This window comes from Agrobacterium sp. LMR679 (genome assembly GCF_027157905.1).
In the GTDB taxonomy this organism is placed as follows: domain Bacteria; phylum Pseudomonadota; class Alphaproteobacteria; order Rhizobiales; family Rhizobiaceae; genus Agrobacterium; species Agrobacterium leguminum.
On record NZ_JAPVOJ010000001.1, the window covers coordinates 1,753,184 to 1,774,388 of the forward strand.

A 21,205-nucleotide genomic window follows, 5' to 3' on the forward strand; every position below is an offset into this window, starting at 1 on the left:
CAGATTTCAAGACGCGGCGCGTAGCGAGCCGTGCAGGAGACAAAACCATGAATATCCGCATTGACGGCGCGCGTCCGCAGGACGACGCCGAACGGGGAATCCTTGCCTTCATCGACGAGAGCATCGCCATCCGGCATGATCTCCACCGGCATCCCGAGCTTTCGCTCAAGGAAAAACGCACGGCGGCGCTCATCGCCCGCTATCTCTTGTCGTTCGGATATGAGGTGACGGAAGGTGTCGGCGGCCACGGCGTTGTCGCCACGTTGAAACGCGGTCATGGCGACAAGCGCGTCGGCATTCGCGCCGATATCGACGCCCTGCCGATTGTCGAGGATACCGGCCTTGCCTATGCCAGCCAGACGCAGGGCGTCATGCATGCGTGCGGTCACGATGGCCATACGACGATCCTGCTTGCCGCTGCCCGGTATCTTGCCGAAACATCGAGTTTTTCCGGCACGCTGACGCTGATCTTCCAGCCGGCCGAGGAGATCGGCGCCGGGGCAAGGGCGATGATAAAGGACCGGCTTTTCGAGCGGTTTCCGGTCGATGCTGTCTTCGGCCTTCATAATTGGCCGGGTGTCGACACCGGACAGTTTGGCTTCGTCGAAGGCCCCGCCATGGCCTCCGTCGACAAGGCGAAGGTGCGGATCGTCGGCAAGGGCGGGCATGGCGCCGCGCCGCATGAGACGGTCGATCCGGTTCTCGCCTCGGCAAGCTTCGTCACCGCCCTGCAGAGCATCGTTTCGCGCAATGTCGATCCGCGCGAGATGGCGGTGCTGACGGTCGGCTCCATCCATGGCGGAACCGCCTCCAACGTCATTCCCGAAAGCGTCGAGCTTCAGATCACCGCCCGGGCTTTTTCGCCTGCCGTGCGTGACAGGCTGGAGGAGCGGCTCCCGGCGCTGGCCGAAGCGCAGGCCGAGAGCTTCGGCGCGAAGGCAGAGGTCGCCTATTCCCGCGGTTTCCCGCCGGTCATCAACCACACCTCTCAGACGGTCTTCGCCCGCGATGTCGCCAAACGGTATTTCGCCGCCGGGCAGATCGCCGAAGCGTTCCAGCCGCGCACGGCGAGCGAGGATTTCGCCTTCATGCTGCAGGAGCGGCCCGGTTCTTATCTCTTCGTCGGCAATGGCGACAGCGCACCGCTGCACAGCCCCCACTACGATTTCAACGACGCGATCATCGCGCCGGCAGCACGCTTCTGGGTGCGGCTGGCGGAAGCCTATCTCTCCTGACGCGAAAATTAGGACAAGGACATGAGCGACAGTTTTTTCTACACATCGGTCAAGGATCCGCTCGCAACGCCGCTTCTGGAGGAGTTGCTGTTCGAATATGACAGCCGCTACGGCACGTTCTTCAATGCGGAAGGGGCGAAGGCGGAGCTGAACAAATATCCGCCGGAAGCCTTCAGCCCGCCATCGGGCAACTTCCTGCTGCTCCTGCGCGACGGCAAAGCGATCGCCGGCGGCGCCTTCATGCGTTACGACGACGAAACGGCGGAATTCAAACGGGTCTGGACCCATTCCGCCCATCGCCGGCAGGGGCTTGCGAAAATCGTGCTCCGGGAACTGGAGCAGCAGGCGATCCGGCAGGGTTATGGACGCGTCTATCTGACCACCGGCTTCCGTCAGCCGGAAGCGGTCGGTCTTTATCTCACCAATGGTTATCGCGCTTTGTTCGATACCACGGCCGATCCCGAGACGATCCGGTCGTTGCCCTTCGAAAAATGGCTGTCCGAACCCGCACCCGCCTCGGTTCCGGGTGGAGCGCCGATAGCGGCTGTCCGGCCGCAACCCTCTTCCGCCCATCCGTGAAAGGCCTTTTTCCGATGACGATAGCCTCTGATTTTCCGCATGTCGCCGTGAGCGACAAGAAGAGTGAACCGATCACGGGCGGTTACTCCCATTTCCGCATCGTTCCGGCCCGTTACCCGCTGCGGACGGTGGGCACGGTTTTCTCCGTCCTCATCATTGCCGCCGTCGTGCATTCCGTTTTCGGCAACCCGCGCTGGGGCTGGGATGTGTTTGCCGAATGGTTCTTCGCCGAACCGGTGCTGGTCGGTCTCGGTCGGACGCTGCTCCTGACTGCGCTCGGTGCGTTGTTTGGTTTTGTGTTCGGAACCCTGCTGGCCCTTGCCCGTGTTTCCCGTTCGCCGCTGCTGGTCGCCGTCTCCTGGACGTATATCTGGATTTTTCGCTCCATTCCGCTGATCGTGCTTTTGCTGATCCTCAATAATCTCGGCTATCTCTATGAAACCGTGACAATCGGCGTGCCCTACACCGGCATCAATTTCTTTAGCTGGAATACGACACAGCTGATGACGCCCTTTGCAGCGGCCGTTTTGGGGCTGACGCTCAATCAGGCCGCCTTCGCCTCCGAAATCGTTCGCGGCGGAATCCTGTCAGTCGATCAGGGTCAGCTTGAAGCTGCCGCCGCGCTCGGACTTCCGCGCAGGCGGCAGGCGTCCCGCATCGTTCTGCCGCAGGCGATGCGCTCGATCCTGCCCACGGCTTTCAACGATATTATCGGCCTCGCAAAGGGCACGTCGCAGGTCTATATCCTCGCGCTGCCGGAGCTGTTCTATACGATCCAGATCATCTATCGCCGCAATCTGGAAGTGATCCCGCTGCTGATGGTCGCCACCGTATGGTATCTGGTGATCCTGACCGCGCTTTCGATCATTCAGCACCACATCGAGCGGCACTTCTCGCGCGGTGCGCTGCGCAATCCGCCGGCCTCGCTGTTTGCCACGCTCTATCGCACCTTTCTGCCGCGCAAGCCTTTGCCGGAAGCGGTGGAGACGCCAGCGCCCGCCATTGAAAGACCTGAACGACCGGCCGCTGCCAGGACGGGAAGTTTCCAGCTCGGCAATCGTGGCGGTTCGGTCAATATCCACGGCGTTTCCAAGTCCTTCGGAACATTGAAGGTGCTGGACGATGTCACGCTCTCCATTCCGGCAGGCAGCGTCACCACCATTCTCGGCCAGTCGGGCTCCGGCAAGTCCACCTTGCTGCGCTCCATCAATCATCTGGAGCGTGTCGACGACGGCTTCATCGCCATAGACGGGGAACTGGTCGGCTATCGTCAAAAGGACGACACGCTTTATGAACTGAAGGAACGGGAAATCCTAAAGCGCCGCGCTGAAGTGGGCATGGTGTTCCAGAGCTTCAACCTGTTCCCGCATCTGACCGCGCTTGAAAACATCATCGAAGCGCCTATCGCCGTTCGAGGCATTTCGAAAGAACAGGCGGAAGCCGAGGCGCGCGATCTTCTGGCCCGCGTCGGTCTGGCCGAAAAGGCAGGCGCTTATCCCCGCCAGCTTTCCGGCGGGCAGCAGCAGCGCGTGGCGATTGCCCGGGCCTTAGCGCTGCGACCGAAGGTGCTGCTCTTCGACGAGCCGACATCCGCGCTCGACCCGGAGCTGGTCAATGAGGTGCTGGATGTCATCAAGGAGCTGTCCCGCTCCGGCGTCACCCTCATTATCGTCACCCACGAAATCGGCTTTGCCCGCGAGGTCTCCGACAGGGTCGTCTTCATGGAACAGGGCCGCATTCTCGAAACGGGCACGCCGGAGAAGGTGTTCAACAAGCCGGACCATCCGCGCACGGCCGAATTTCTCGCAAAAGTTCTCTAATCAACAACAAAGGAAACACTCACATGGCATTTTCATGGAAATTATTGTCCCTGCTTGCCGGCGGTCTTTTCACCGCCACCGCTGCGCTCATTCCGGCTGCGCATGCGCAGGAGGTCGACCTGTCTCCCGAACAGAAGGGGCGGGTGCGCGTCGAAAAGGTGGAAGAGGCAATCAAGCTTCTGCCCGCCGGCCACAAATTCATCGCCGACGGAAAGCTGACGGTCGCGACCGTTCCCTTCCGCCTGCCGCTGGTGGATTATGCAAGCGACACGAAAACGCCGATCGGCGTGGAGCCGGATATCGCCCAGCTGGTCGCAGACAGTCTCGGCCTTGAGCTGCAGCTTGTGCCCATCGCCTGGGCGGACTGGCCACTCGGTCTTGCATCCGGCAAATATGACGCCGTTACTTCCAACATCACGGTGACGGAAGCCCGCAAGGAAAAGTTCGATTTTTCCAGTTACCGCAACGATCTGCTCGGCTTCTACGTCGGCAATAACAGCAAGGTCACATCAATCGGCAAGCCGGAGGATGTCGCAGGGCTGAAGGTCATCGTCGGGGCCGCCACCAATCAGGAGCAGATCCTGCTGAAATGGATCAAGGACAACAAGGCGAAGGGGCTGGCGGATACCGAGGTGCAATATTATGACGATCAGGCCGTGCTTGACGTCGCCCTGCAATCCGGCCGCGCGGATGCCTATCTCGGCCCCAACGCGACCTCCGCCTTTCAGGCGGCGAGCCAGAAGAAGACGAAGCTTGTCGGCACCTTCTCCGGCGGCTGGCCGGAAGCGGCCGAGATCGCCGTCGCTTCGAAAAAGGACGCAGGCATAGCCGACGCCATCACCGCCGCGCTGAACGCCCAGATCAAGAACGGTAATTACGGCAAGGTTCTCGCCCGCTGGAATCTCGGTTCCGAGGCCATCACCGAATCCCGCACCAATCCGCCCGGCCTGCCCAAGAGCTGAGGCCAGATTTTCCAAAGGCTGAGTTGCCAAAAGCTGAGTTGCCAAAAAGCTGAGTTGAAGGTGGGACATCACTCAGCCGGTAGCGCGGGCCTCCTCCCGTCCGCGCTACCTCCGTCCCGCAGTCATTATTCTATCGGGAAACCACAATGACCTTCACCTCTCGTCTCGCCACGGCCACGCTCGGCGCATTTCTCTCCGTCACCGGTTTTGGGTCGGCTTTCGCAACCGATGTCTTCGACCTGTCGCCGGATCAGCCCGGCCGCATCCGGGTTGAAAAAGACCCCGGCGCGATTGCCGCTGTTCCCAAGGATTTCAAATTCGTTTCGCCGGGCAAACTCACCGTCGCGGTCGCACCCGGTGGACCGCCGCTCGCGACCTATGCGACGGATGCAAAAACGGTGGTCGGTGCAGATCCCGATTATGCGCTTGCGGTGGCTGACAGCCTCGGCCTGGAGCTGGAACTGGTGGCGGTCGCCTGGGCGGACTGGCCGCTGGGGCTCGCCTCCGGCAAATACGATGCGGTGATCTCGAATGTGGGCGTTACCGAGCAGCGCAAGGAAAAGTTCGATTTCTCCACCTATCGTCAGGGCCTGCACGGATTTTTCGTCAAGGCAGACAGCGGCATAACCGCCATCCGCGAGCCGAAGGATGCGGCGGGCCTGAGGATAATCGTCGGCGCCGGCACCAATCAGGAGCGCATTCTGCTGAAATGGAGCGACGAAAACGTCGCCGCCGGATTGAAGCCGATCGAGCTGCAATATTACGATGATGAAGCCACCCGGCTTGTGGCGCTTTCAGCGGGGCGGGCGGATGTGATCGTCCAGCCGCATGCGCAGCTGGTCTTCATCGCCGCGCGCGACAAGACCATCAAGCGTGTCGGGACCCTTTCCGCCGGCTGGCCGGAGCGTTCCGATGTCGCCATCACCACCCGCAAGGGATCGGGACTGGCCGATGCGCTGACGCTTGCCACCAACGACCTGATCAAGAGCGGCGCTTACGCGAAGATTCTGGATCGCTGGCAGCTATCGGAAGAAGCCCTGCCGGAATCGCGGACCAACCCTCCCGGCCTGCCGAAAAGCTGACCGGTCGAACATATGCGGCGGACTGCAATACCCGCAGGCTCAGGCCTTGCGGGTATTGTTTTGTCCGTCAATTCTGTGCGGGAAGGGCGCGGAAAAGCTTTCGCAATTCACCGACGAAGGGTTTGAAGAAACGCGAGAGCGGCCGGGCCGTGTTGGTGGAAACGGCGACATTCATCGTTACTTCAGGCATGAACGGGCGCACCGTCACCCCCTCGAAACTGTTCCAGCGCACCAGACCGTCGACAAGGGCGATGCCGATGCCGCCGCGTACCAGCGGCACGGCACCGACCGATGAGGTGACCTGCACCGAAACGTCACGCACAAGCCCGTCGCGTTCGAAGGCTTCATTAAGCTGCGGGCCGATCTCGTCCGCATGGTTGCCATAGGAAATCAGCGGCCTGCCGGCGAGGTCGCGAGGCGTCACCGTCATCATTTCGGCGAGAGCGTCATCATGCCGCATCACTGCCACGACCGGTACGGAGGCGAGAATTTCGCTACGCACCGTCGGCGCCTGAATGGTGGACAGCGTTACCGCAAAATCGATGTCGCCCAGCAGCAATTGTTCGGCAATCTCTTTTTTGGGCAGAGCGTTGAGGTGGATTTTGACGGTCGGATGCGCCTGCCGGAAGGCAAGCAGCGCCTCGGGCAGCACGGAATAGGTGACCGGCAGGCTGGCCCCGATGCGCAGAAGTCCGAGCTTGCGCTCGCCGATGGTGCGCGTCAGCTTTTTCAGAACTTCAAGTTCGCGAAAAACCCGGTCGGCATCCTCATAGATCAGATGCGCTTCCATCGTCGGCACCAGCCGCCCGCCAATGCGCTCGAACAGCTTGTAACCCAGTTGGCTTTCCAGATGGTGCAGCACCTTGCTGACGCCGGGCTGGGAAACGGCAAGCGAATTGGCGGCCGCCGTCACGGAGCCGTCGCGCATGATGGCGCGGAAAATTTCAAGCTGTCGGGCGTTCATGGAAACCTCCAGCCTCATCTCTTCCATAACCCAAGGTTCTGTTCAAGCGACCATTTGCGATTGGCGGCAAACCTTCTGCCGTGGAAATCTGTGAAGGTGCAGGAGAGGTGCCTGCGAAGATTTCGGGAAAGGAAACGCGGATGCCGGCCAGATTCAGGCGCATTGCCGAAGAGCGACGCGCGGCTTGCCCTGTCCTGGTTGACGGCATGCCGGTCGAGGCGCTGGAGGGCGACACAGTGCTGACGGCGCTGATGCTCTCGCGCGGCTTTGCCCGTTTGTCCGAGTTCGCCGATGGCGAGCGGGCGGGGTTCTGCCTGATGGGCGCCTGTCAGGATTGCTGGGTCTGGACGGGTGAAGGCGAGCGGCTGCGCGCCTGTTCCACCGCCGTACTCCCGGGCATGGATATCAGAACCGAGGTTCCGGAGGGGTTATGGCAGATTTGCGCGTCGTGATCGTTGGCGCCGGCCCCGCCGGTACGCGTGCCGCCGAGGCGTTGGTGCGGGCGGGGCTCCGCCCCGTCGTCATCGATGAGGGAGATCGCAGCGGCGGCCAGATCTATCGCCGCCAGCCGCAAAATTTCCGGCGTTCCTATGCGGCCCTTTACGGCACGGAAGCGGACAAGGCGAGGGCTTTGCACGAGACATTCGACGGGCTTTCGGGCCATATTGATTACCGGCCGCAGACCCTGGCATGGGCAATCCGCGACAATCGCATTCATATTCAGCGCGCCGAGATATCCGAGGCTCTCAATTTCGATGCCCTTATCATCGCATCGGGTGCGACCGACCGCATCATGCCTTTGCCGGGCTGGACGAGACCGGGATGTTTTTCGCTTGGCGCGGCGCAGATTTCCCTGAAGGCGCAGGCCTGCGCGATAGGGCGTCGCGTGGTTTTCATGGGCACCGGGCCACTGCTTTATCTCGTGGCCTATCAATATATGAAGGCAGGCGCGGCCCCCTGGCGGTGCTGGATACCACGCCGTTTTCCACGCAGATCAAGGGTCTGCCGGGGATGATCGCGCGGCCGTCGCAGCTCCTCAAGGGCATGCGGCTCGTTGGGGCGCTCTTGGCCGGCGGGGTAAGGATCGAGCGGGGTATCGTCCCGTTAGAGATTATCGGTGACGCCGAGAGCGGTGTGACCGGTATCCGCTACCGGAATGCCTCCGGTGAGGAAACACGCCTCGCCTGCGATGCGGTCGGTATGGGTTATCATCTGCGGGCGGAAAGCCAGCTTGCCGATCTTGCCGGATGTCGCTTTTCCTTTCATCCGACGATCCGGCAATGGTTGCCGGATGTGGACGATATGGGGCGCAGTTCGGTGCCGAATGTCTATCTGGCGGGCGATGGCGTGCGTATTCTCGGTGCAGATGGCGCGGAAGCCTCCGGCCGGCTTGCCGCCTTCGCGCTTCTTGAGGATCAGGGTTTGAAGCCATCCCGCGCGGAGATCGGCCGCTGCCGAAAGCAATTGAGAGCTGCGAGGCGCTTTGCGCAGGGAATGGCCCGGGCCTTCCCCTGGCCGCACCAGTTGGCGCAGACACTTGCCGACGACACGATCATCTGCCGCTGTGAGGTGGTAACGGCGGGAGAGCTGCGCGCGAGCGTGACCGGCAAGGGCGCAACGGAGGTCAATCGCTCGAAAGCTTTCTCGCGGGCCGGCATGGGCCGGTGCCAGGGGCGGTTCTGCGGGCAGGCAGGACAGGAGATTGTCGCCGCCGCCTCTGGTCTGCCGGTGGAATCGGCGGGACGGTTGCGCGGGCAGGCGCCGGTAAAACCGCTGCCGCTGACGATTGTGAGGGGAGACGATAATGCGTAACGCGCTTGCGGAGGCGGATGTCATTATTGTCGGCGGCGGCATTGTCGGAACCGCCACGGCGTTTTTCCTGCGGCAACGGGGCATCAGCGTCATTCTGCTGGAGCGTTTCCTTGTCGGTCAGCAGGCGAGCGGCACCAATTTCGGCAATGTCCGCCGTCAGGGCCGTTACCTCGGGCAGCTTCCGCTCGCCAACAGATCGCGGGACATCTGGAGCCGTATCCCGCAACTGACCGGTGCGGATGTGGAATTCATGCCCGTCGGCCATATCCGGTTTCTCTGGGCGGAAGAACAGATCGCCACGGTCGAGAAATACCGCGACGATGCCGCACAATATGGTCTGGAGTTGCATATCCTCCCGCGCGAGGTCATCCGGCAGAAATTTCCCTTCATCGGACCGGAAGCGGTTGCCGGATCATGGTCGCCGCATGATGGTCACGCCAATCCGCGCCTCGTCGCGCCCGCCTTCGCCCGTGCGGCGCGGCGGGATGGCGCAACGATCGTGGAAAATTGCGAGGTTCTGACCATCCAAAAGGCCGGCGAGGATTTCCGGGTAACGACGGTGGAAGGGGATTATCGCGCGCCCGTGGTGCTGGTCGCCAGCGGCGCATGGGGCGGCGGGTTTGCCAGCGCTTTGGGAGAGGCGGTGCCGCTGGAGGTTGCCGGCCCGCAAATGGGCGTGACGGAACCCTTGCCATGGTTCATTCATCCGGTCGTTGGCGTCTCCACCAAAATTCCCGGCGAAGTGATCTATATGCGGCAAATCCCGCGTGGAAATGTCATTTTCGGCGGGGTGAAACGATGCGCCGCCGCGCTGGACGAACGCCGGGCGAAATACGATCCCGCCGGGCTCGATGCCCAGCTGCGCCAGCTTCTGCGGCTGGCACCCGCTTTGCGCCATGCCCGGCTGCTCCGCACCTGGTCCGGCGTGGAGGGCTATATGGCCGACGATCTGCCGGTCATGGGAGAAAGTGCCGCAACCTCCGGCCTCTATTACGCTTTCGGCTTCAGCGGCCACGGTTTCCAGATCGGCCCCGGTGTCGGCGACGTGATGGCGGAGCTGATAGCGACCGGAAAGACCACGACGCCGATTGCGGATTTTCACATCAGCCGTTTCCGTAGTGGTCAGCCTGCCGCATCCCATTAAGGGAGGGTCAGAAATCCGCGACCTTGCCCCAGGACGAATTCAGGAAACGGCTGGGGTGATAGGGAGCGGCATCGACGATCGGGTTCGAGCCCGTCACGATATCGGCGATCAGATGGCCGGCGCCCGGCCCTATGCCGAAACCGTGGCCGCTGAAGCCGGCGGCGAGAATGAAGCCGGGCAATTCGCTGGTCTCGCCGATGGCGGGCACGCCATCGGGCGTGCTGTCGATGAAACCGGCCCAGGCGGCGGAAATCTGCGTTTTGCCGAGGGCGGGCAGAAGCTCAAGCGCCCTTCGATGAGTCTCGCGGATGGCGGCGGCATTGGGTTTCGGATCGAGAATACGAACCCGCTCCATCGGTGTCGGCGCATCGAGCCGCCAGCGTTTCAGCGTCTCGTGGCCGCCGCGAATGCCTTCCAGCCCGCCAGGTCGCAGGCTTCGCCAGCGCTTGAGGAACATCGGGATGAATTCACGGGCAAACCGCATCTGCTGCGCCGTCGGGTCGATGCGCCCCAGCCCGCTGATGGCGAGCGTGTAGCCGCCGTCTTTTCTTTTCGTTGCCGAGACGGCGGCGGTGTGCAGCGCATCCGGCAGCCCTTCCGCACCCGGTGTGACGGAGAGGATGGAAGAGCGGACGGAGGCCTGCGGGAAACGAATGCCGAGCTGCCGGCAAAAGGACGACGCCCAGGCCCCGCCGGACATGATGGCGGTTTTGGTGCGGATCGTGCCTTTTTCGGTGACGACGGCGCTGACCCGGCCACCTTCCGTCTCAAGCCCGCGCGCGGCGCAATTCTGATGCACCGTGCCGCCCAGCTTGATGATGGCGCGCGCCACGGCGGGCGCCGCCATGGAAGGATCGGCCGTACCGTCGGTCGGCGAAAATACGCCGCCCTTCCAGCGCTTTCCCGTGGATCGGCCACGTTCGCTCGCTTCATCGGCGCTCAGCATATGGGTCGTCACGCCTGCGGTAATGGCAAAATCGCGCCAGCGCGCCCAGCCGGCAAGCTCGGCCTCATTGTCGCTCAAATAAAACAGCCCGCAGCGGCGAAAACCCGTGTCCTCGCCGCTCTCTGCGCCAAACTCTTCCCAGAGCGCCAGGCTCTTGGTGGAAATCGGCAATTCGCGGGCGTCGCGGTTCTGCTGGCGGCACCAGCCCCAATTGCGGCTGGATTGCTCCGCTCCGATCAGACCCTTTTCGACCAGTGCCACCTTCAGGCCGCGCCGGGCGAGATAATAGGCGGCGAAGACACCGACGATGCCGCCGCCGATAATGACGGCGTCTGCGGATGTCGGCAGTTCCGGCGATGTCGTGATCTGTTGCAGCGGGGCGGGCATGGTCGGACTCCTTGTATTCGTCCTAATTTACCTCAGCCGGCGTGTAAACGCTGCCAGACTCCGCGTCTTGCCGGAATCTCCTGCTGTTGGGCGACGCCTCTGCAACTCTTTATGCTGCATCAAAAAAATATCCCCACGTCGACAGGGCTCGCCCATGTGGTAAGATTTCCTTTGCCGCGCCAGAATTTTATGCCGCGTCTTCAAAAAACAAAAAAGGGGTTCCGCACGTGATGAAACTTGACCGGATCGATATCAAGATCCTTTACGAATTGCAGAAAAACGGTCGCATCACCAATGTCGAGCTGGCGGAGCTTGTCAATCTGTCGCCCAGCCCCTGCCTGATGCGGGTGAAGAAGCTGCAGGCGGAAGGTTATATCGAGGGTTATTCGGCGCAGATCAACATCAACAAGCTCGGCCAGACGCTGACGGTGTTTACGGAAATCACGCTCAAGAACCATCGCCAGATCGATTTCGCCCGCTTCCTCGGCGTTGTCGAAAAGATCGACCAGGTAGTGGAATGCCACCTCGTTTCGGGCGGTTACGACTACCTGCTGAAATTCGTCACCTCTGGCATCGTCGAATATCAGTCGATCATGGAGCGGCTGACCGATATGGACGTGGGCATCGACAAATATTTCAGCTTCGTGGTGCTGAAATCGCCGATCATCAAGTCGCATATGCCGCTGACCAGCCTGTTTCCGCTGTGAGGTGGTGGGAGCGCCTCAGGCATCCGCAGAACCGATGGATTTGGCACGGGTGTTGCTTTCACATTACGTCACAAGTCCGGCATGACGGAGGAGAGGTTCTCATACCTGTTTGGCATTCGACCAGCTCACCTTTTCGAAAACGCCCGCACCAGCTCCGCATCCTGCTGGAGATTGTCGAGCCATGTCGGGTCGAGTTTCGGCACGGAGGAGAACAGCAGTTTCGAATAGGGGTGGGAGGGCGATTTGATCGCTTCCGTCTCCAGATGCTCCACCTTCTGCCCGCCATACATCACGACGATTTCGTCGCAGATGGTCTCCACCACCGAAAGATCGTGGCTGATGAAGATGTAGGAGAGGTTCAGCTCCCGCTGCAGTTCTCCGAGAAGATCGATGATTGCGGCCGCCACCACGGTATCGAGCGCTGAGGTGATTTCATCGCAGATGATGAGCGACGGTTCGGCGGCAAGTGCGCGGGCAAAATTGACGCGTTGCTTCTGCCCGCCGGAAAGGCCGGACGGGTGGCGGTGACGGACCGAGCGCGGCAGCCTCACCATATCGAGAAGCTCATCGATCCGGGCGTCGCGCGCCTTGCCTTTCATGCCGTGATAGAAGGTCAGCGGCCGGCCGAGAATATCCTCGATTGGTTTCGACGGGTTGAGTGCGGTATCGGCATATTGGAACACGATCTGCATACGGCGCAGCTGGTCGCCGGTTCGACGCCGTGCATCCGCATCCAGTTCCCGGCCTTCGAAGATGACATGGCCGCCGGCCGCCGGCAGAATGCCGGCAATGGCGCGCGCCAGCGTCGATTTTCCGCAGCCGGACTCGCCGATGATGCCGAGATTACGGCCGGGATAGACCGAAAGGCTGACGCTATCCACCGCACGCACCAGCGGCATCTTGTCGTCGCCCTTCGTTCCGTAACCGGCGATCAGCTTTTCGATATCCAGCAGCGGCGTTGCCTGCTCATGCTTGGCGGGTGTGATGACACGCGCCTTGTCATGAAAGGCTGTCAGCAGTTCCTTCGTGTAGGGATGCTGGGCATTTTCGAGGATATCCGTGGTCGTACCGGTTTCCTGAACCTCGCCGCCTTTCAGCACCACGATCCGGTCGGCGATCTGGGCGACGACGGCGAGATCGTGCGAAACATAAACGCCGCCTATGCCATTCTTGCGCATTGCCGATTTGAAGGCGCGCAGCACCTCGATCTGGGTCGTGACGTCGAGCGCGGTGGTCGGTTCGTCGAAGATCACCAGTTTCGGATTGCCGATCAGCGCCATTGCGGCGGAGAGGCGCTGGAGCTGGCCGCCGGACACCTGATGCGGGTAACGCTCGCCGATTGTCTCGGGGTTGGGCAACGATAGCGCCTTGAAAAGTTCCACCGCACGTGTCCGTGCTTCCTGCGGCGGCATCAGATGGTGGATGCGGGTGACTTCAATGACCTGGTCGATGATTTTCTGCGCCGGGTTGAAGGCGGCGGCCGCACTTTGCGGCACATAGGCCACTTTCGTACCGCGGACTTTGGCGCGTTCGGCTTCGGAAAGCTGCACCATGTCCTGGCCCGCCACCTTGACGCTGCCGCCGGAAATGCGGCAGCCCGGCCGGGCATAGCCCATCAGGGTCAGCGCGATGGTGGTCTTGCCGGAACCGCTCTCGCCGATCAGCGCGACGATCTCGCCATCGGCGATGTCGATGTCCACGCTCTTGATGATGTCGATACGGCGGCCGGAATCGGTGGTGGCCTCGACTTTCAGTCCACGGATTTCAACGAGATTGCTCATTATTCGCTCCTGTCGCGGATTTTCTGCGGCAGATTGTCGATCAGCAGGTTGACGCTGATCGTCAGGCTGGCAATGGCCAGCGACGGGAAGATGACGGCAGGGGCCGCAAACGGCAGGCCGCCGATGTTCTCACGCACCAGCGCGCCCCAGTCCGCATTCGGCGGCTGCAGGCCGAGGCCGAGGAAGGAAAGGCCCGACAGAAGCAGCACGATGAACACGAAGCGCACGCCAAGATCGGCCAGTACGGGCCGGACGATGTTCGGCAGGATTTCGGAACCGATCAGGTAGAACAGGCTTTCGCCGCGCACCCGGGCGACGGTCACGAAATCCATGGTGTTGACGTTGACGGCGAGCGCCCGGGCGAAACGATAGGCGCCCGGTGTATAGATGACCGAGAGCGTGATGATCAGCACCGGAATGGAAGAGCCGACGGCGGCGACGACCACGAGGCCGAAAAGCTTGCTCGGAATCGAATTCACCGCATCGAGAAACCGGCTGAGCGCCGCATCGAACCAGCCGCCGATGACGGCGGCGCACATGCCGAGCACGACGCCGGAGGTGCAGGCAATGGTGACGGCGGCGAGCGAGATGCCGACCGTGAAACGCGCGCCCATGAGAATGCGGGAAAATACGTCGCGACCGAGATAATCGGAACCGAGCCAAAGATCGGAGGTCATCGGCCCGAAATAATCGAGATCGACGATCTCACCGACCGGATGCGGAATGAGATAGGGCGCGAAGATTGCGACCATGGCCCAGAAAAAAATGACGAGAAAGCCGAAAACGCCGACTGCGTTGATCTTGTAACCCAAACGCGAGGTCCCCGAAGTTGTTTTGATATTCTCGGCCATCAGCGCAGCCTCGGATTGGACATGATGGCGATGATATCCGCCGTCGTGATGAGGAGGAGATAACCGACGCAGAAGATCATCGCGCAGCTCTGGATAAGCGGCAGGTCGCGGGTTGCGACGCCATCGACCATCAGCTTGGCGATGCCGGGATAATTGAAGATCGTCTCGACGATGATGACGCCGCCGACGAGATAGGAAAGCGATAGCGCCACCGCATTGACGATGGGGCCGAGCGCATTGGGAAGCGCATGGCGAAGCACGATGCGCATGCGCGGCGCGCCCTTCAAAAGCGCCATTTCCACATAGGGCGTATCCAGCGTCTCGATGACGGCGGCGCGGCTCATGCGGATCATCTGTGCGGAAACGACGAAGGTCAGCGTGATGACCGGCATGGCATAGACCCGCAGAACATCGAAAAGCGTGTGAACTTCGCTGACCAGCGACAGCGCCGGAAGCCATTTCAGATAGACGGCGAAAAGCAGTACGGCGAGTGTGGCGATCATGAATTCCGGCACCGAAATGACGCCGATGGTCAGCACGGTGACGGCCCGGTCATAAAGCGTTCCGCGCAGCATGGCGGAGCTGATGCCGAGGGTCAGCGCCAGCGGCACGGCGATGATGGTGGTAATGCCGGCAAGCTTCATGGAGTTGACGAAGCGCGGTCCGATAAGGTCGGCAATCGCCATGTTGTTGGCGTAGGACGTGCCGAGTTCGCCCTGCAGCAGGCCGAGAAGCCAGCGGACGAAACGCAGGAGGGCCGGATCGTCGAGATGCATGGCGGTGCGCAGGCCGGCCACGGCCTCCGGCGTCGCCGCCTGACCGAGAAGGATCGTCGCCGTGTCGCCGGGCAGCAGGCTGGTGGCGGAAAAGACGATAAACGACACGATAAGCAGCGTCGTCAGCATGACGACCAGCCGCCTGGCGATAAGGGATAATATCCGGCTGTTCATTCACATGCTCCTGCAACGTGCCTGATTGTGGAGGCTTTCCGCAACGACGGAAAGGCTGCCGGGCGCATTTTCGCGCCCGGCTCCATGGTCTATCAGGCTTCGAGCCAGACGTATTCCGCAAAGGCATAGCCCATCATGCCGCCGAGCGGATTGGCTTCCAGACCCTTGAGCTTGGAGCTGATGGCGTCGACGTTCGAAATATAGGCGGGAATGATGGTCCCGGCTTCGTCGGCGATCATCGTTTCCAGTTCGAAGTAGATCTGCTTGCGCTTGTCCATATCGAGCATGCCGCGCGCTTCCAGCATCATCTTGTCGAACTTCGGCGACTTGTACTGGCTTTCGTTCCACGGTGCGTCGGAAGCGTAGAGCAGGGAGAACAGGATGTCCGGTGTCGGGCGCGGGTTGATGTTGCCGAAATGGACCGGCGCCTTCAGCCAGTAATTGCTCCAGTAACCGTCCGAGGGAACACGCTGCACATCCAGCTTGACGCCGATTTCGGCAGCCGAAGCCTGGATGATCATCGCCATGTCGACCGAAGAGCTTGCCGCATCCGATGCGATGACCGGAATGGACTGGCCGATGAGGCCGGCCTTCTGGAAGTGGAACTTCGCCTTGTCCGGATCAAAGGCCTTCGGCTTGAGGTCCGGATTGTGATAGGGGCTCATCGGCGGAACCGGCTGGTCGTTGCCGACTTCACCGAGACCGCGCAGGGCCGCCTTGACGATCTGCTCGCGATTGACGATCGACTTCATGCCGGCGATGAAATCGACATTGTTGCCCGGTGCCTGGTCGAGACGCATGTTGAGGTTGGTGTAGTTTCCGGATGTCGTCTTGGAAAGAACGACACCGTCCTGCTTGTCGAGCAGGCGCAGCGCACGCGGGTTGATGGAGGCCGCGAGCTGGATATCGCCCGAGAGAAGGGCGTTGACGCGGGCATTGTCGTCCGAAATCGCCATGAATTCGAAGCTGTCGATGTGCGGGCCGCCAGACTTCCAGTAATTGGCGTTCTTGCTCATGATCGAACGCACGCCCGGCTCGAATTTTTCGAGCTTGAAAGCGCCGGTGCCGTTGCCCTTGAAGAAATCCGTGGTGCCATCGGCAACGATCATGAAATGGTGCAGGGCCAGAATGGATGGCAGGTCGGCATTCGCGTTCGCCAGCGTGATTTCGACCGTGCTCTTGTCGAGAGCCTTGAAGCCGGTCATCTGCGCGGCAATCTTGGCGACCTTGGAACCGACGGCCGGATCGAGATGGCGCTTCAGCGAATAGACCACGTCGTCGGCCGTCAGGGCCTTGCCGTCATGGAAGGTGACGCCTGAACGCAGCTTCACCGTCCAGGTCTTGGCGTCCTTCGTTTCGATGGCTTCGGCCAGCTCCAGCTGCGGTGTGCCGGAAACGTCCAGGAAGCTCAAACGGTTGTAGAGCGCGCAGCAACGAACATAGTCCGTCGAAAGCGAGGCCTTCGCCGGATCGAGCGTATCGGCGGTGGAGGAGGACCAGCCGGCAGCTTTCAGCGTGCCGCCGGATACCGGCGTTGCGGCCACGGCGCCAGAGGCGCGGCCGAGGATGGCCGAACCGGCGGAGAGGGCGACGCCGCCCGCCAGCAGCATGTGAAGCAGCTCACGCCGCGTTGCGCCGCGTCGGATCGCCTGTTCAACGGCGGCGTCGTCGGAGCGGGTCCAGTTTGTAATCCTGTCACTCATGGTCTTCCCCTTTTGTATGATTTGTTGAAATGCGTCTGAAGAAATTTCCGGCATGCCACATCCCAGTTCGCGGCACGCCATTGGCGGGGCGGCTCAGCCGCCCGTCTGTTTCACTGCTTCGGCAAGGCCGGCCATGGAGGTGAAGTGGTAGTCCGGCTCGGTAAAGTTTTCCGGCTCGATCGTGCCGCCATATCCTTTCTGGGCGTGGCGACGTTCGATCCAGCAATTGGTCATGCCCAGTTTTCGGGAAATGCCGATATCGTGGTACTGGCTTTGCGCGACGTGCAGAATGTCGTCCTTCGATGCGCCCTCGCTTTCCACAAAGGCGAAGACCTTTTCGAAAAAGGCGGGATCGGGTTTTTCGGTGCCGGTGTCATCCGCCGTGAAAGCGGCATGAAAGGGATTGCCGAGTTCCTTCGAGAAATATTCGAAGGCCCAGCGCTGGGCGTTGGTCATGGCGATGAGGCGATGCGTCTTGGCAAGCTCGGCCATGGCGGCGCGGCTGTCTTCAAAGCCTTTCCAGCTTTTTGCCGCATCGCGCAGACGCTCACCGAATGCGCGTTCCGCCGGCAGGCCGAGTTCGGGAGCGATGATCAGGTATACGCGGACGAGGTCATCGGGAAACAGGTCGGTCGCGTCGGAATAACGGGCCGCGCGGTAGAGCGCGAGTGCCTTTTCACCATCGACCTCCACGCCGTTTTCCGCACCGATTGCGGCCAGCGTCGATTTCAGGCCGCCTTCGAAATCGATGAGGGTCCCCACCACGTCGAAGCTCATATATTTGAAGTCGCTCAGTTTTTTGGGCAATGTCGGTCTCCGCTTTGCCGCCTAAGCCTCTTGGGGAGCCTGCGGCAGATTATTCTGTTCCCGGACGGGATCCTTGCCCCGTTCCCATTTGCGATTACGCCCTTTTTTAAGGCGTTTAGTGCCGTTTGCATTAATAGTTTGGCACTTTCGGCACGCCGGATTCGCCGAAATGGATCGGCTCTTCGGCAGAATATTGCGAATATGCGGTGCATTGCGACATTTCGAGAAGATGCCGCAACGCCACCCGGCTATCGCCTCAGGCCATGGCGGCCCGCACCGCGGGGTCTTCGAGCGTCTGATCGAGGGTCTTCAGCGTCCGCTCGATGATGGCGTCGATCTCGCTGTCGGTGCAGCAGAGCGGCGGCGCGTAACCCAGAATACCGTTCGCAAAGGCGCGCACGATCAGGCCGTTTTCCCAGGCGCGGTCGAAAACCTTGCGTGCGGGGGCCGCGGCGGCCGGCAGCGGGGTCTTTTTGTCCTTGTCGGTCACGAGTTCGACGGCGGCGAGCATGCCGCGCCCGCGGACATCGCCGACCAGCGGATGGTTTCTCAGGCTCTCAAGCCCCGCCATCAGCCTTTGACCGGCGCGGCGGCCGTTTTCCAGCAGTCCGCCCTCGTAAAGTTTCAGCACTTCGAGACCGACGGCGGCGCTGACGGGATGGGCGGAATAGGTGTAGCCATGCCCGATTGCGGCCTCGCCTGCGAAGTCGGCTATTGTATCATAGACGTGGTCCGCCATGAAGACGGCGCCCATCGGCACGTAGCCGGAGGTGAGACCCTTGGCGGTGGTGATGAAGTCCGGCACGATATCCTCGTCGGCACAGGCAAACAGCGGCCCCGTGCGGCCAAAGCCGGTAATGACCTCGTCGGCGACGAAAAGGATGCCATAGGACCGGCAGAGGTCGCGCATGGCCTTGATCCAGCCGGGAGGCGGCACGAGAACCCCGCCGGAACCCTGGATCGGCTCCGCATAGAAGGCGGCGACGCGGTCCGGACCGATGGCCTCGATCTTGTCCTTCAGGATTTGCAGGGAGGATGCGATGATGGCGGCCGTGTCGCTTCCCACCGGGTTACGGTAGGCGTAGTGCGACGGGATTTTGTGCTGCCAGTCGTAGGGCACGCCGAAACCGGCATGGAAAGCCGGCAGCGCGGTGAGGCCCGAACCGGCGGTGGTGGAGCCGTGATAACCCTGTTCGATGGAGATGAACTGGTCGCGCTGCGGCTGGCCCCTGGCATGCCAGTAATAGCGGATGAACCGAATGGTGCTGTCCACCGCATCGGAGCCGCCAAGCGTGAAATAGACGTGGTTGAGATCGCCCGGTGCGCGGTCGGCGAGTTCCGAGGCAAGCCGGATCGCCGGTTCGCTGCCAATGTCGAAATAAGCCGTAGCATAGGGCAATTCCCGCATCTGCTTTGCCGCCGCCTCTACGATGCTGTCATGGCCGTAACCGGCATTGACGCACCACAGGCCGGCAAAACCGTCGATGAGCTGATGGCCGGTAATATCGGTGACGGTGGCGCCGCTTGCCGATTGCAGCACCCGCACGCCCAGCTTCTCATGGCCGCGGAAGGAGGAGACAGGGTGCACCAGATGGGCGCGATCCAGTTCGATCAGTGAATTGCTTAACATGGGGTCTCTCCGGATTCAGCCCAGCGCCTGGCTGGTCAATGCGAATGTTTTCAGTTTTTTGTCGGCGGGGATTTCGGTTTTCGACCGGCGCATGGCGATGCCGCCGCCGACATGGCCAAGACCGCGTTCGGCAAGCCAGGGGGCAAGGCCCGTATCGGCCGTGGTGTCCACACGAAGGAATGCGCCAGGACGCTCAGAAAACACGAATGCGATCAAATCTTTCGCGATTTCAGCATTTTCCGCCACGACCGGGCCGATGACTTCGCCGCGTCCGAAGGCGCGAAGTGCTGCAAAGCCCTTGATGACTCCCTGTTCCTGGACAAGTGCGAAACGCGCCCTGTCGGCAAGTGCTGCAAAGAGGGCCGTGCGATCCGCACCGAAAGCCTGCGCATCGAGCGCGGCGAGTTCGGCCGGATCAATGGTTTCCGCCCAGGTGACACCTTCCGGCCTTTCGGTCGCGGCCGGAATGCCCTGGTGCTGGAGCACCTCGCCGCAGGCGGCGAAGCCCAGCTTTTCATAAAGGGGTAGGCCGTCGGCCGTGGCTACAAGACGGCACTCGCGATTTTCTGCTGCGTCCATCGCAGCGCCCATCAGCTGGCGTCCAAGGCCGCGGCCGCGCATGCTCTCGTCCACGATCACCATATTGACGGTGGCGCAGGTGTCTCCGAGAAGCGTCGCCATGGCGGTTCCGACGACGCGTCCGTTTTCCAGGGCGACGAAACCCTTGCTCAGGGAAAGGACCAGCGCCCAGTCTTCTTTCCGGTGCGGCCAGCCGGCCTGGCGGGAAAGTTCAACGGCCGCGTCGAGGTGGTCCGGTTGAAACGTTTGGATATCGATCAGGCTCGCCTGCATGCCGGAACTCCGTTTTTCTGCTTATTCATTGATAGACCGATGCCGAAAGAAGATTGTCCCGACAAATGGGAAGGTTCGATATGTTTCGCTGTTGCTTTTATCCGCCGCCGCATCTTATGCCGCATCTTGTCCGCACTCGGCCGTAAACCGGGGACCGGCGGCGGCTTCCGGTTTGCCTCGACGCAACTCTCTGCCAAACTGGCGGCTGCATACGCAACAATCTGCTTCCGCGAATGGCAATTGCGGTGCGTCGACCGGGCAAAGGCTTTCTATGATCAATTCATTCCGGCACGGCCGATCCCCAAGCAAGGATGACGACGACATGACCATCTTCCGCCCGAAATACATCTCCTTCGATTGCTACGGCACGCTGATCAATTTCCAGATGGCAGAGGCCGCTCGCGATCTTTATGGCGATCGTCTCGATGAAGCGCAGATGCAGCAGTTCATCAAGAATTTTGCGGCCTATCGTCTGGATGAGATCATGGGCGACTGGAAGCCCTACGCCCAGGTGGTTCACAATTCGCTTTCGCGCAGCTGCAAGCGCAATGGCGTGGCCTTCAAGGATGAAGACGCCACCTTCGTTTACGAGCGCGTTCCGACCTGGGGCCCGCATGCCGATGTTCCGGCCGGCCTTGCCAAGGTTGCGAAGGAAATCCCCCTCGTCATCCTGTCCAACGCCATGAATTCGCAGATCATGTCGAATGTCGAAAAGCTTGGCGCGCCCTTCCACGCGGTTTACACCGCCGAGCAGGCGCAGGCCTACAAACCGCGCTTCAAGGCTTTCGAATATATGTTTGACATGCTGGGCTGCGGTCCGGAAGACATGCTGCATGTTTCCTCCTCGTTCCGTTACGACCTGATGTCGGCTCATGATCTCGGCATCAAGAACAAGGTCTGGGTCAATCGCGGTCACGAGCCCGCCAATCCCTATTACGGTTATGTCGAAATCGCCGATATTTCCGGCCTGGCAGGCGTGGTTGGATTGTAAGG

General features: G+C 61.4%; 19 protein-coding genes and 1 pseudogene. 11 read left to right on the forward strand and 9 right to left on the reverse strand.

What is annotated here, in order from left to right; translation table 11 throughout:
• Positions 1-47: 47 nt before the first annotated feature.
• The 5 genes from O3W47_RS08240 to O3W47_RS08260 all read left to right on the forward strand — a co-directional run bounded on the left by O3W47_RS08240 (position 48) and on the right by O3W47_RS08260 (position 5,678).
• Positions 48-1,235, forward strand: coding sequence for a M20 aminoacylase family protein (locus O3W47_RS08240; RefSeq protein WP_269313434.1), 1,188 nt, complete (start codon positions 48-50; stop codon positions 1,233-1,235).
• A gap of 21 nt (positions 1,236-1,256) precedes the next feature.
• The gene (locus tag O3W47_RS08245) at positions 1,257-1,814 is read left to right on the forward strand and encodes a GNAT family N-acetyltransferase (protein ID WP_269313435.1); all 558 of its coding nucleotides are present in this window, start codon (positions 1,257-1,259) and stop codon (positions 1,812-1,814) included.
• A 14-nt stretch (positions 1,815-1,828) separates the two neighbouring features.
• On the forward strand, positions 1,829-3,634 hold the full coding sequence (locus O3W47_RS08250; protein ID WP_269313436.1) for an amino acid ABC transporter permease/ATP-binding protein: 1,806 nt from the start codon (positions 1,829-1,831) through the stop codon (positions 3,632-3,634).
• A 23-nt stretch (positions 3,635-3,657) separates the two neighbouring features.
• Positions 3,658-4,596, forward strand: coding sequence for an ABC transporter substrate-binding protein (locus O3W47_RS08255; RefSeq protein WP_135397166.1), 939 nt, complete (start codon positions 3,658-3,660; stop codon positions 4,594-4,596).
• Positions 4,597-4,742: 146 nt separating this feature from the next.
• Complete coding sequence (locus O3W47_RS08260; protein WP_127755731.1) at positions 4,743-5,678, forward strand: ABC transporter substrate-binding protein; 936 nt, start codon at positions 4,743-4,745, stop codon at positions 5,676-5,678.
• A 67-nt stretch (positions 5,679-5,745) separates the two neighbouring features.
• Here O3W47_RS08260 and O3W47_RS08265 read toward each other — a convergent pair whose 3' ends face one another.
• On the reverse strand, positions 5,746-6,669 hold the full coding sequence (locus O3W47_RS08265; RefSeq protein ID WP_127755732.1) for a LysR substrate-binding domain-containing protein: 924 nt from the start codon (positions 6,667-6,669) through the stop codon (positions 5,746-5,748).
• A gap of 113 nt (positions 6,670-6,782) precedes the next feature.
• Between O3W47_RS08265 and O3W47_RS08270 the strand changes: the two genes are divergently transcribed.
• The 3 genes and pseudogenes from O3W47_RS08270 (at position 6,783) to O3W47_RS08280 (ending at position 9,598) form a co-directional block, all read left to right on the forward strand.
• Complete coding sequence (locus O3W47_RS08270) at positions 6,783-7,094, forward strand: (2Fe-2S)-binding protein (RefSeq protein ID WP_269313437.1); 312 nt, start codon at positions 6,783-6,785, stop codon at positions 7,092-7,094.
• Positions 7,073-8,454, forward strand: a pseudogene (locus O3W47_RS08275) (FAD-dependent oxidoreductase). The gene O3W47_RS08270 and the pseudogene O3W47_RS08275 overlap by 22 nt, the downstream one beginning before the upstream one ends.
• On the forward strand, positions 8,447-9,598 hold the full coding sequence (locus O3W47_RS08280) for an NAD(P)/FAD-dependent oxidoreductase (RefSeq protein ID WP_269313438.1): 1,152 nt from the start codon (positions 8,447-8,449) through the stop codon (positions 9,596-9,598). The pseudogene O3W47_RS08275 and the gene O3W47_RS08280 overlap by 8 nt, the downstream one beginning before the upstream one ends.
• Before the next feature lie 7 nt (positions 9,599-9,605).
• Here the strand turns inward: O3W47_RS08280 and O3W47_RS08285 are convergent, their stop codons facing one another.
• Positions 9,606-10,931: an NAD(P)/FAD-dependent oxidoreductase gene (locus tag O3W47_RS08285; protein WP_078053492.1), complete on the reverse strand. Its 1,326-nt coding sequence runs from the start codon at positions 10,929-10,931 to the stop codon at positions 9,606-9,608.
• A 230-nt stretch (positions 10,932-11,161) separates the two neighbouring features.
• Here O3W47_RS08285 and O3W47_RS08290 point away from each other — a divergent pair, with 230 nt between their 5' ends.
• On the forward strand, positions 11,162-11,638 hold the full coding sequence (locus O3W47_RS08290) for an Lrp/AsnC family transcriptional regulator (protein WP_003506856.1): 477 nt from the start codon (positions 11,162-11,164) through the stop codon (positions 11,636-11,638).
• A gap of 125 nt (positions 11,639-11,763) precedes the next feature.
• Here O3W47_RS08290 and O3W47_RS08295 read toward each other — a convergent pair whose 3' ends face one another.
• The 7 genes from O3W47_RS08295 to O3W47_RS08325 all read right to left on the reverse strand — a co-directional run bounded on the left by O3W47_RS08295 (position 11,764) and on the right by O3W47_RS08325 (position 20,212).
• Entirely contained in the window at positions 11,764-13,419 is a 1,656-nt protein-coding gene (locus O3W47_RS08295) for an ABC transporter ATP-binding protein (protein WP_269313439.1), read from the reverse strand.
• On the reverse strand, positions 13,419-14,270 hold the full coding sequence (locus O3W47_RS08300; RefSeq protein ID WP_269313440.1) for an ABC transporter permease: 852 nt from the start codon (positions 14,268-14,270) through the stop codon (positions 13,419-13,421). The genes O3W47_RS08295 and O3W47_RS08300 overlap by 1 nt, the downstream gene beginning before the upstream one ends.
• Positions 14,270-15,220 (reverse strand): ABC transporter permease, encoded by a 951-nt coding sequence (locus tag O3W47_RS08305; RefSeq protein ID WP_003524664.1) that lies wholly within the window; start codon positions 15,218-15,220, stop codon positions 14,270-14,272. Before O3W47_RS08305 ends, O3W47_RS08300 begins: the two co-directional genes overlap by 1 nt.
• Positions 15,221-15,312: 92 nt before the next feature.
• Positions 15,313-16,923, reverse strand: coding sequence for an ABC transporter substrate-binding protein (locus tag O3W47_RS08310; protein WP_269313441.1), 1,611 nt, complete (start codon positions 16,921-16,923; stop codon positions 15,313-15,315).
• A 93-nt stretch (positions 16,924-17,016) separates the two neighbouring features.
• The gene (locus O3W47_RS08315; protein WP_003524662.1) at positions 17,017-17,730 is read right to left on the reverse strand and encodes an HAD-IA family hydrolase; all 714 of its coding nucleotides are present in this window, start codon (positions 17,728-17,730) and stop codon (positions 17,017-17,019) included.
• A 256-nt stretch (positions 17,731-17,986) separates the two neighbouring features.
• Positions 17,987-19,360, reverse strand: a complete 1,374-nt coding sequence (locus tag O3W47_RS08320; RefSeq protein ID WP_269313442.1) for an aspartate aminotransferase family protein — start codon at positions 19,358-19,360, stop codon at positions 17,987-17,989.
• A gap of 15 nt (positions 19,361-19,375) precedes the next feature.
• Positions 19,376-20,212 carry a GNAT family N-acetyltransferase gene (locus O3W47_RS08325; protein WP_269313443.1) on the reverse strand — a complete coding sequence of 279 codons (837 nt, stop codon included), beginning with the start codon at positions 20,210-20,212 and terminating at the stop codon, positions 19,376-19,378.
• On the opposite strand from O3W47_RS08325, the gene O3W47_RS08330 reads away from it, so the two are divergent.
• Together O3W47_RS08330 and O3W47_RS08335 are read left to right on the forward strand one after the other, a co-directional pair.
• The gene (locus O3W47_RS08330; RefSeq protein ID WP_127755741.1) at positions 20,177-20,527 is read left to right on the forward strand and encodes a hypothetical protein; all 351 of its coding nucleotides are present in this window, start codon (positions 20,177-20,179) and stop codon (positions 20,525-20,527) included. The genes O3W47_RS08325 and O3W47_RS08330 overlap by 36 nt on opposite strands.
• Before the next feature lie 7 nt (positions 20,528-20,534).
• Positions 20,535-21,203 carry a haloacid dehalogenase type II gene (locus O3W47_RS08335; protein ID WP_035221404.1) on the forward strand — a complete coding sequence of 223 codons (669 nt, stop codon included), beginning with the start codon at positions 20,535-20,537 and terminating at the stop codon, positions 21,201-21,203.
• Positions 21,204-21,205: the final 2 nt, after the last annotated feature.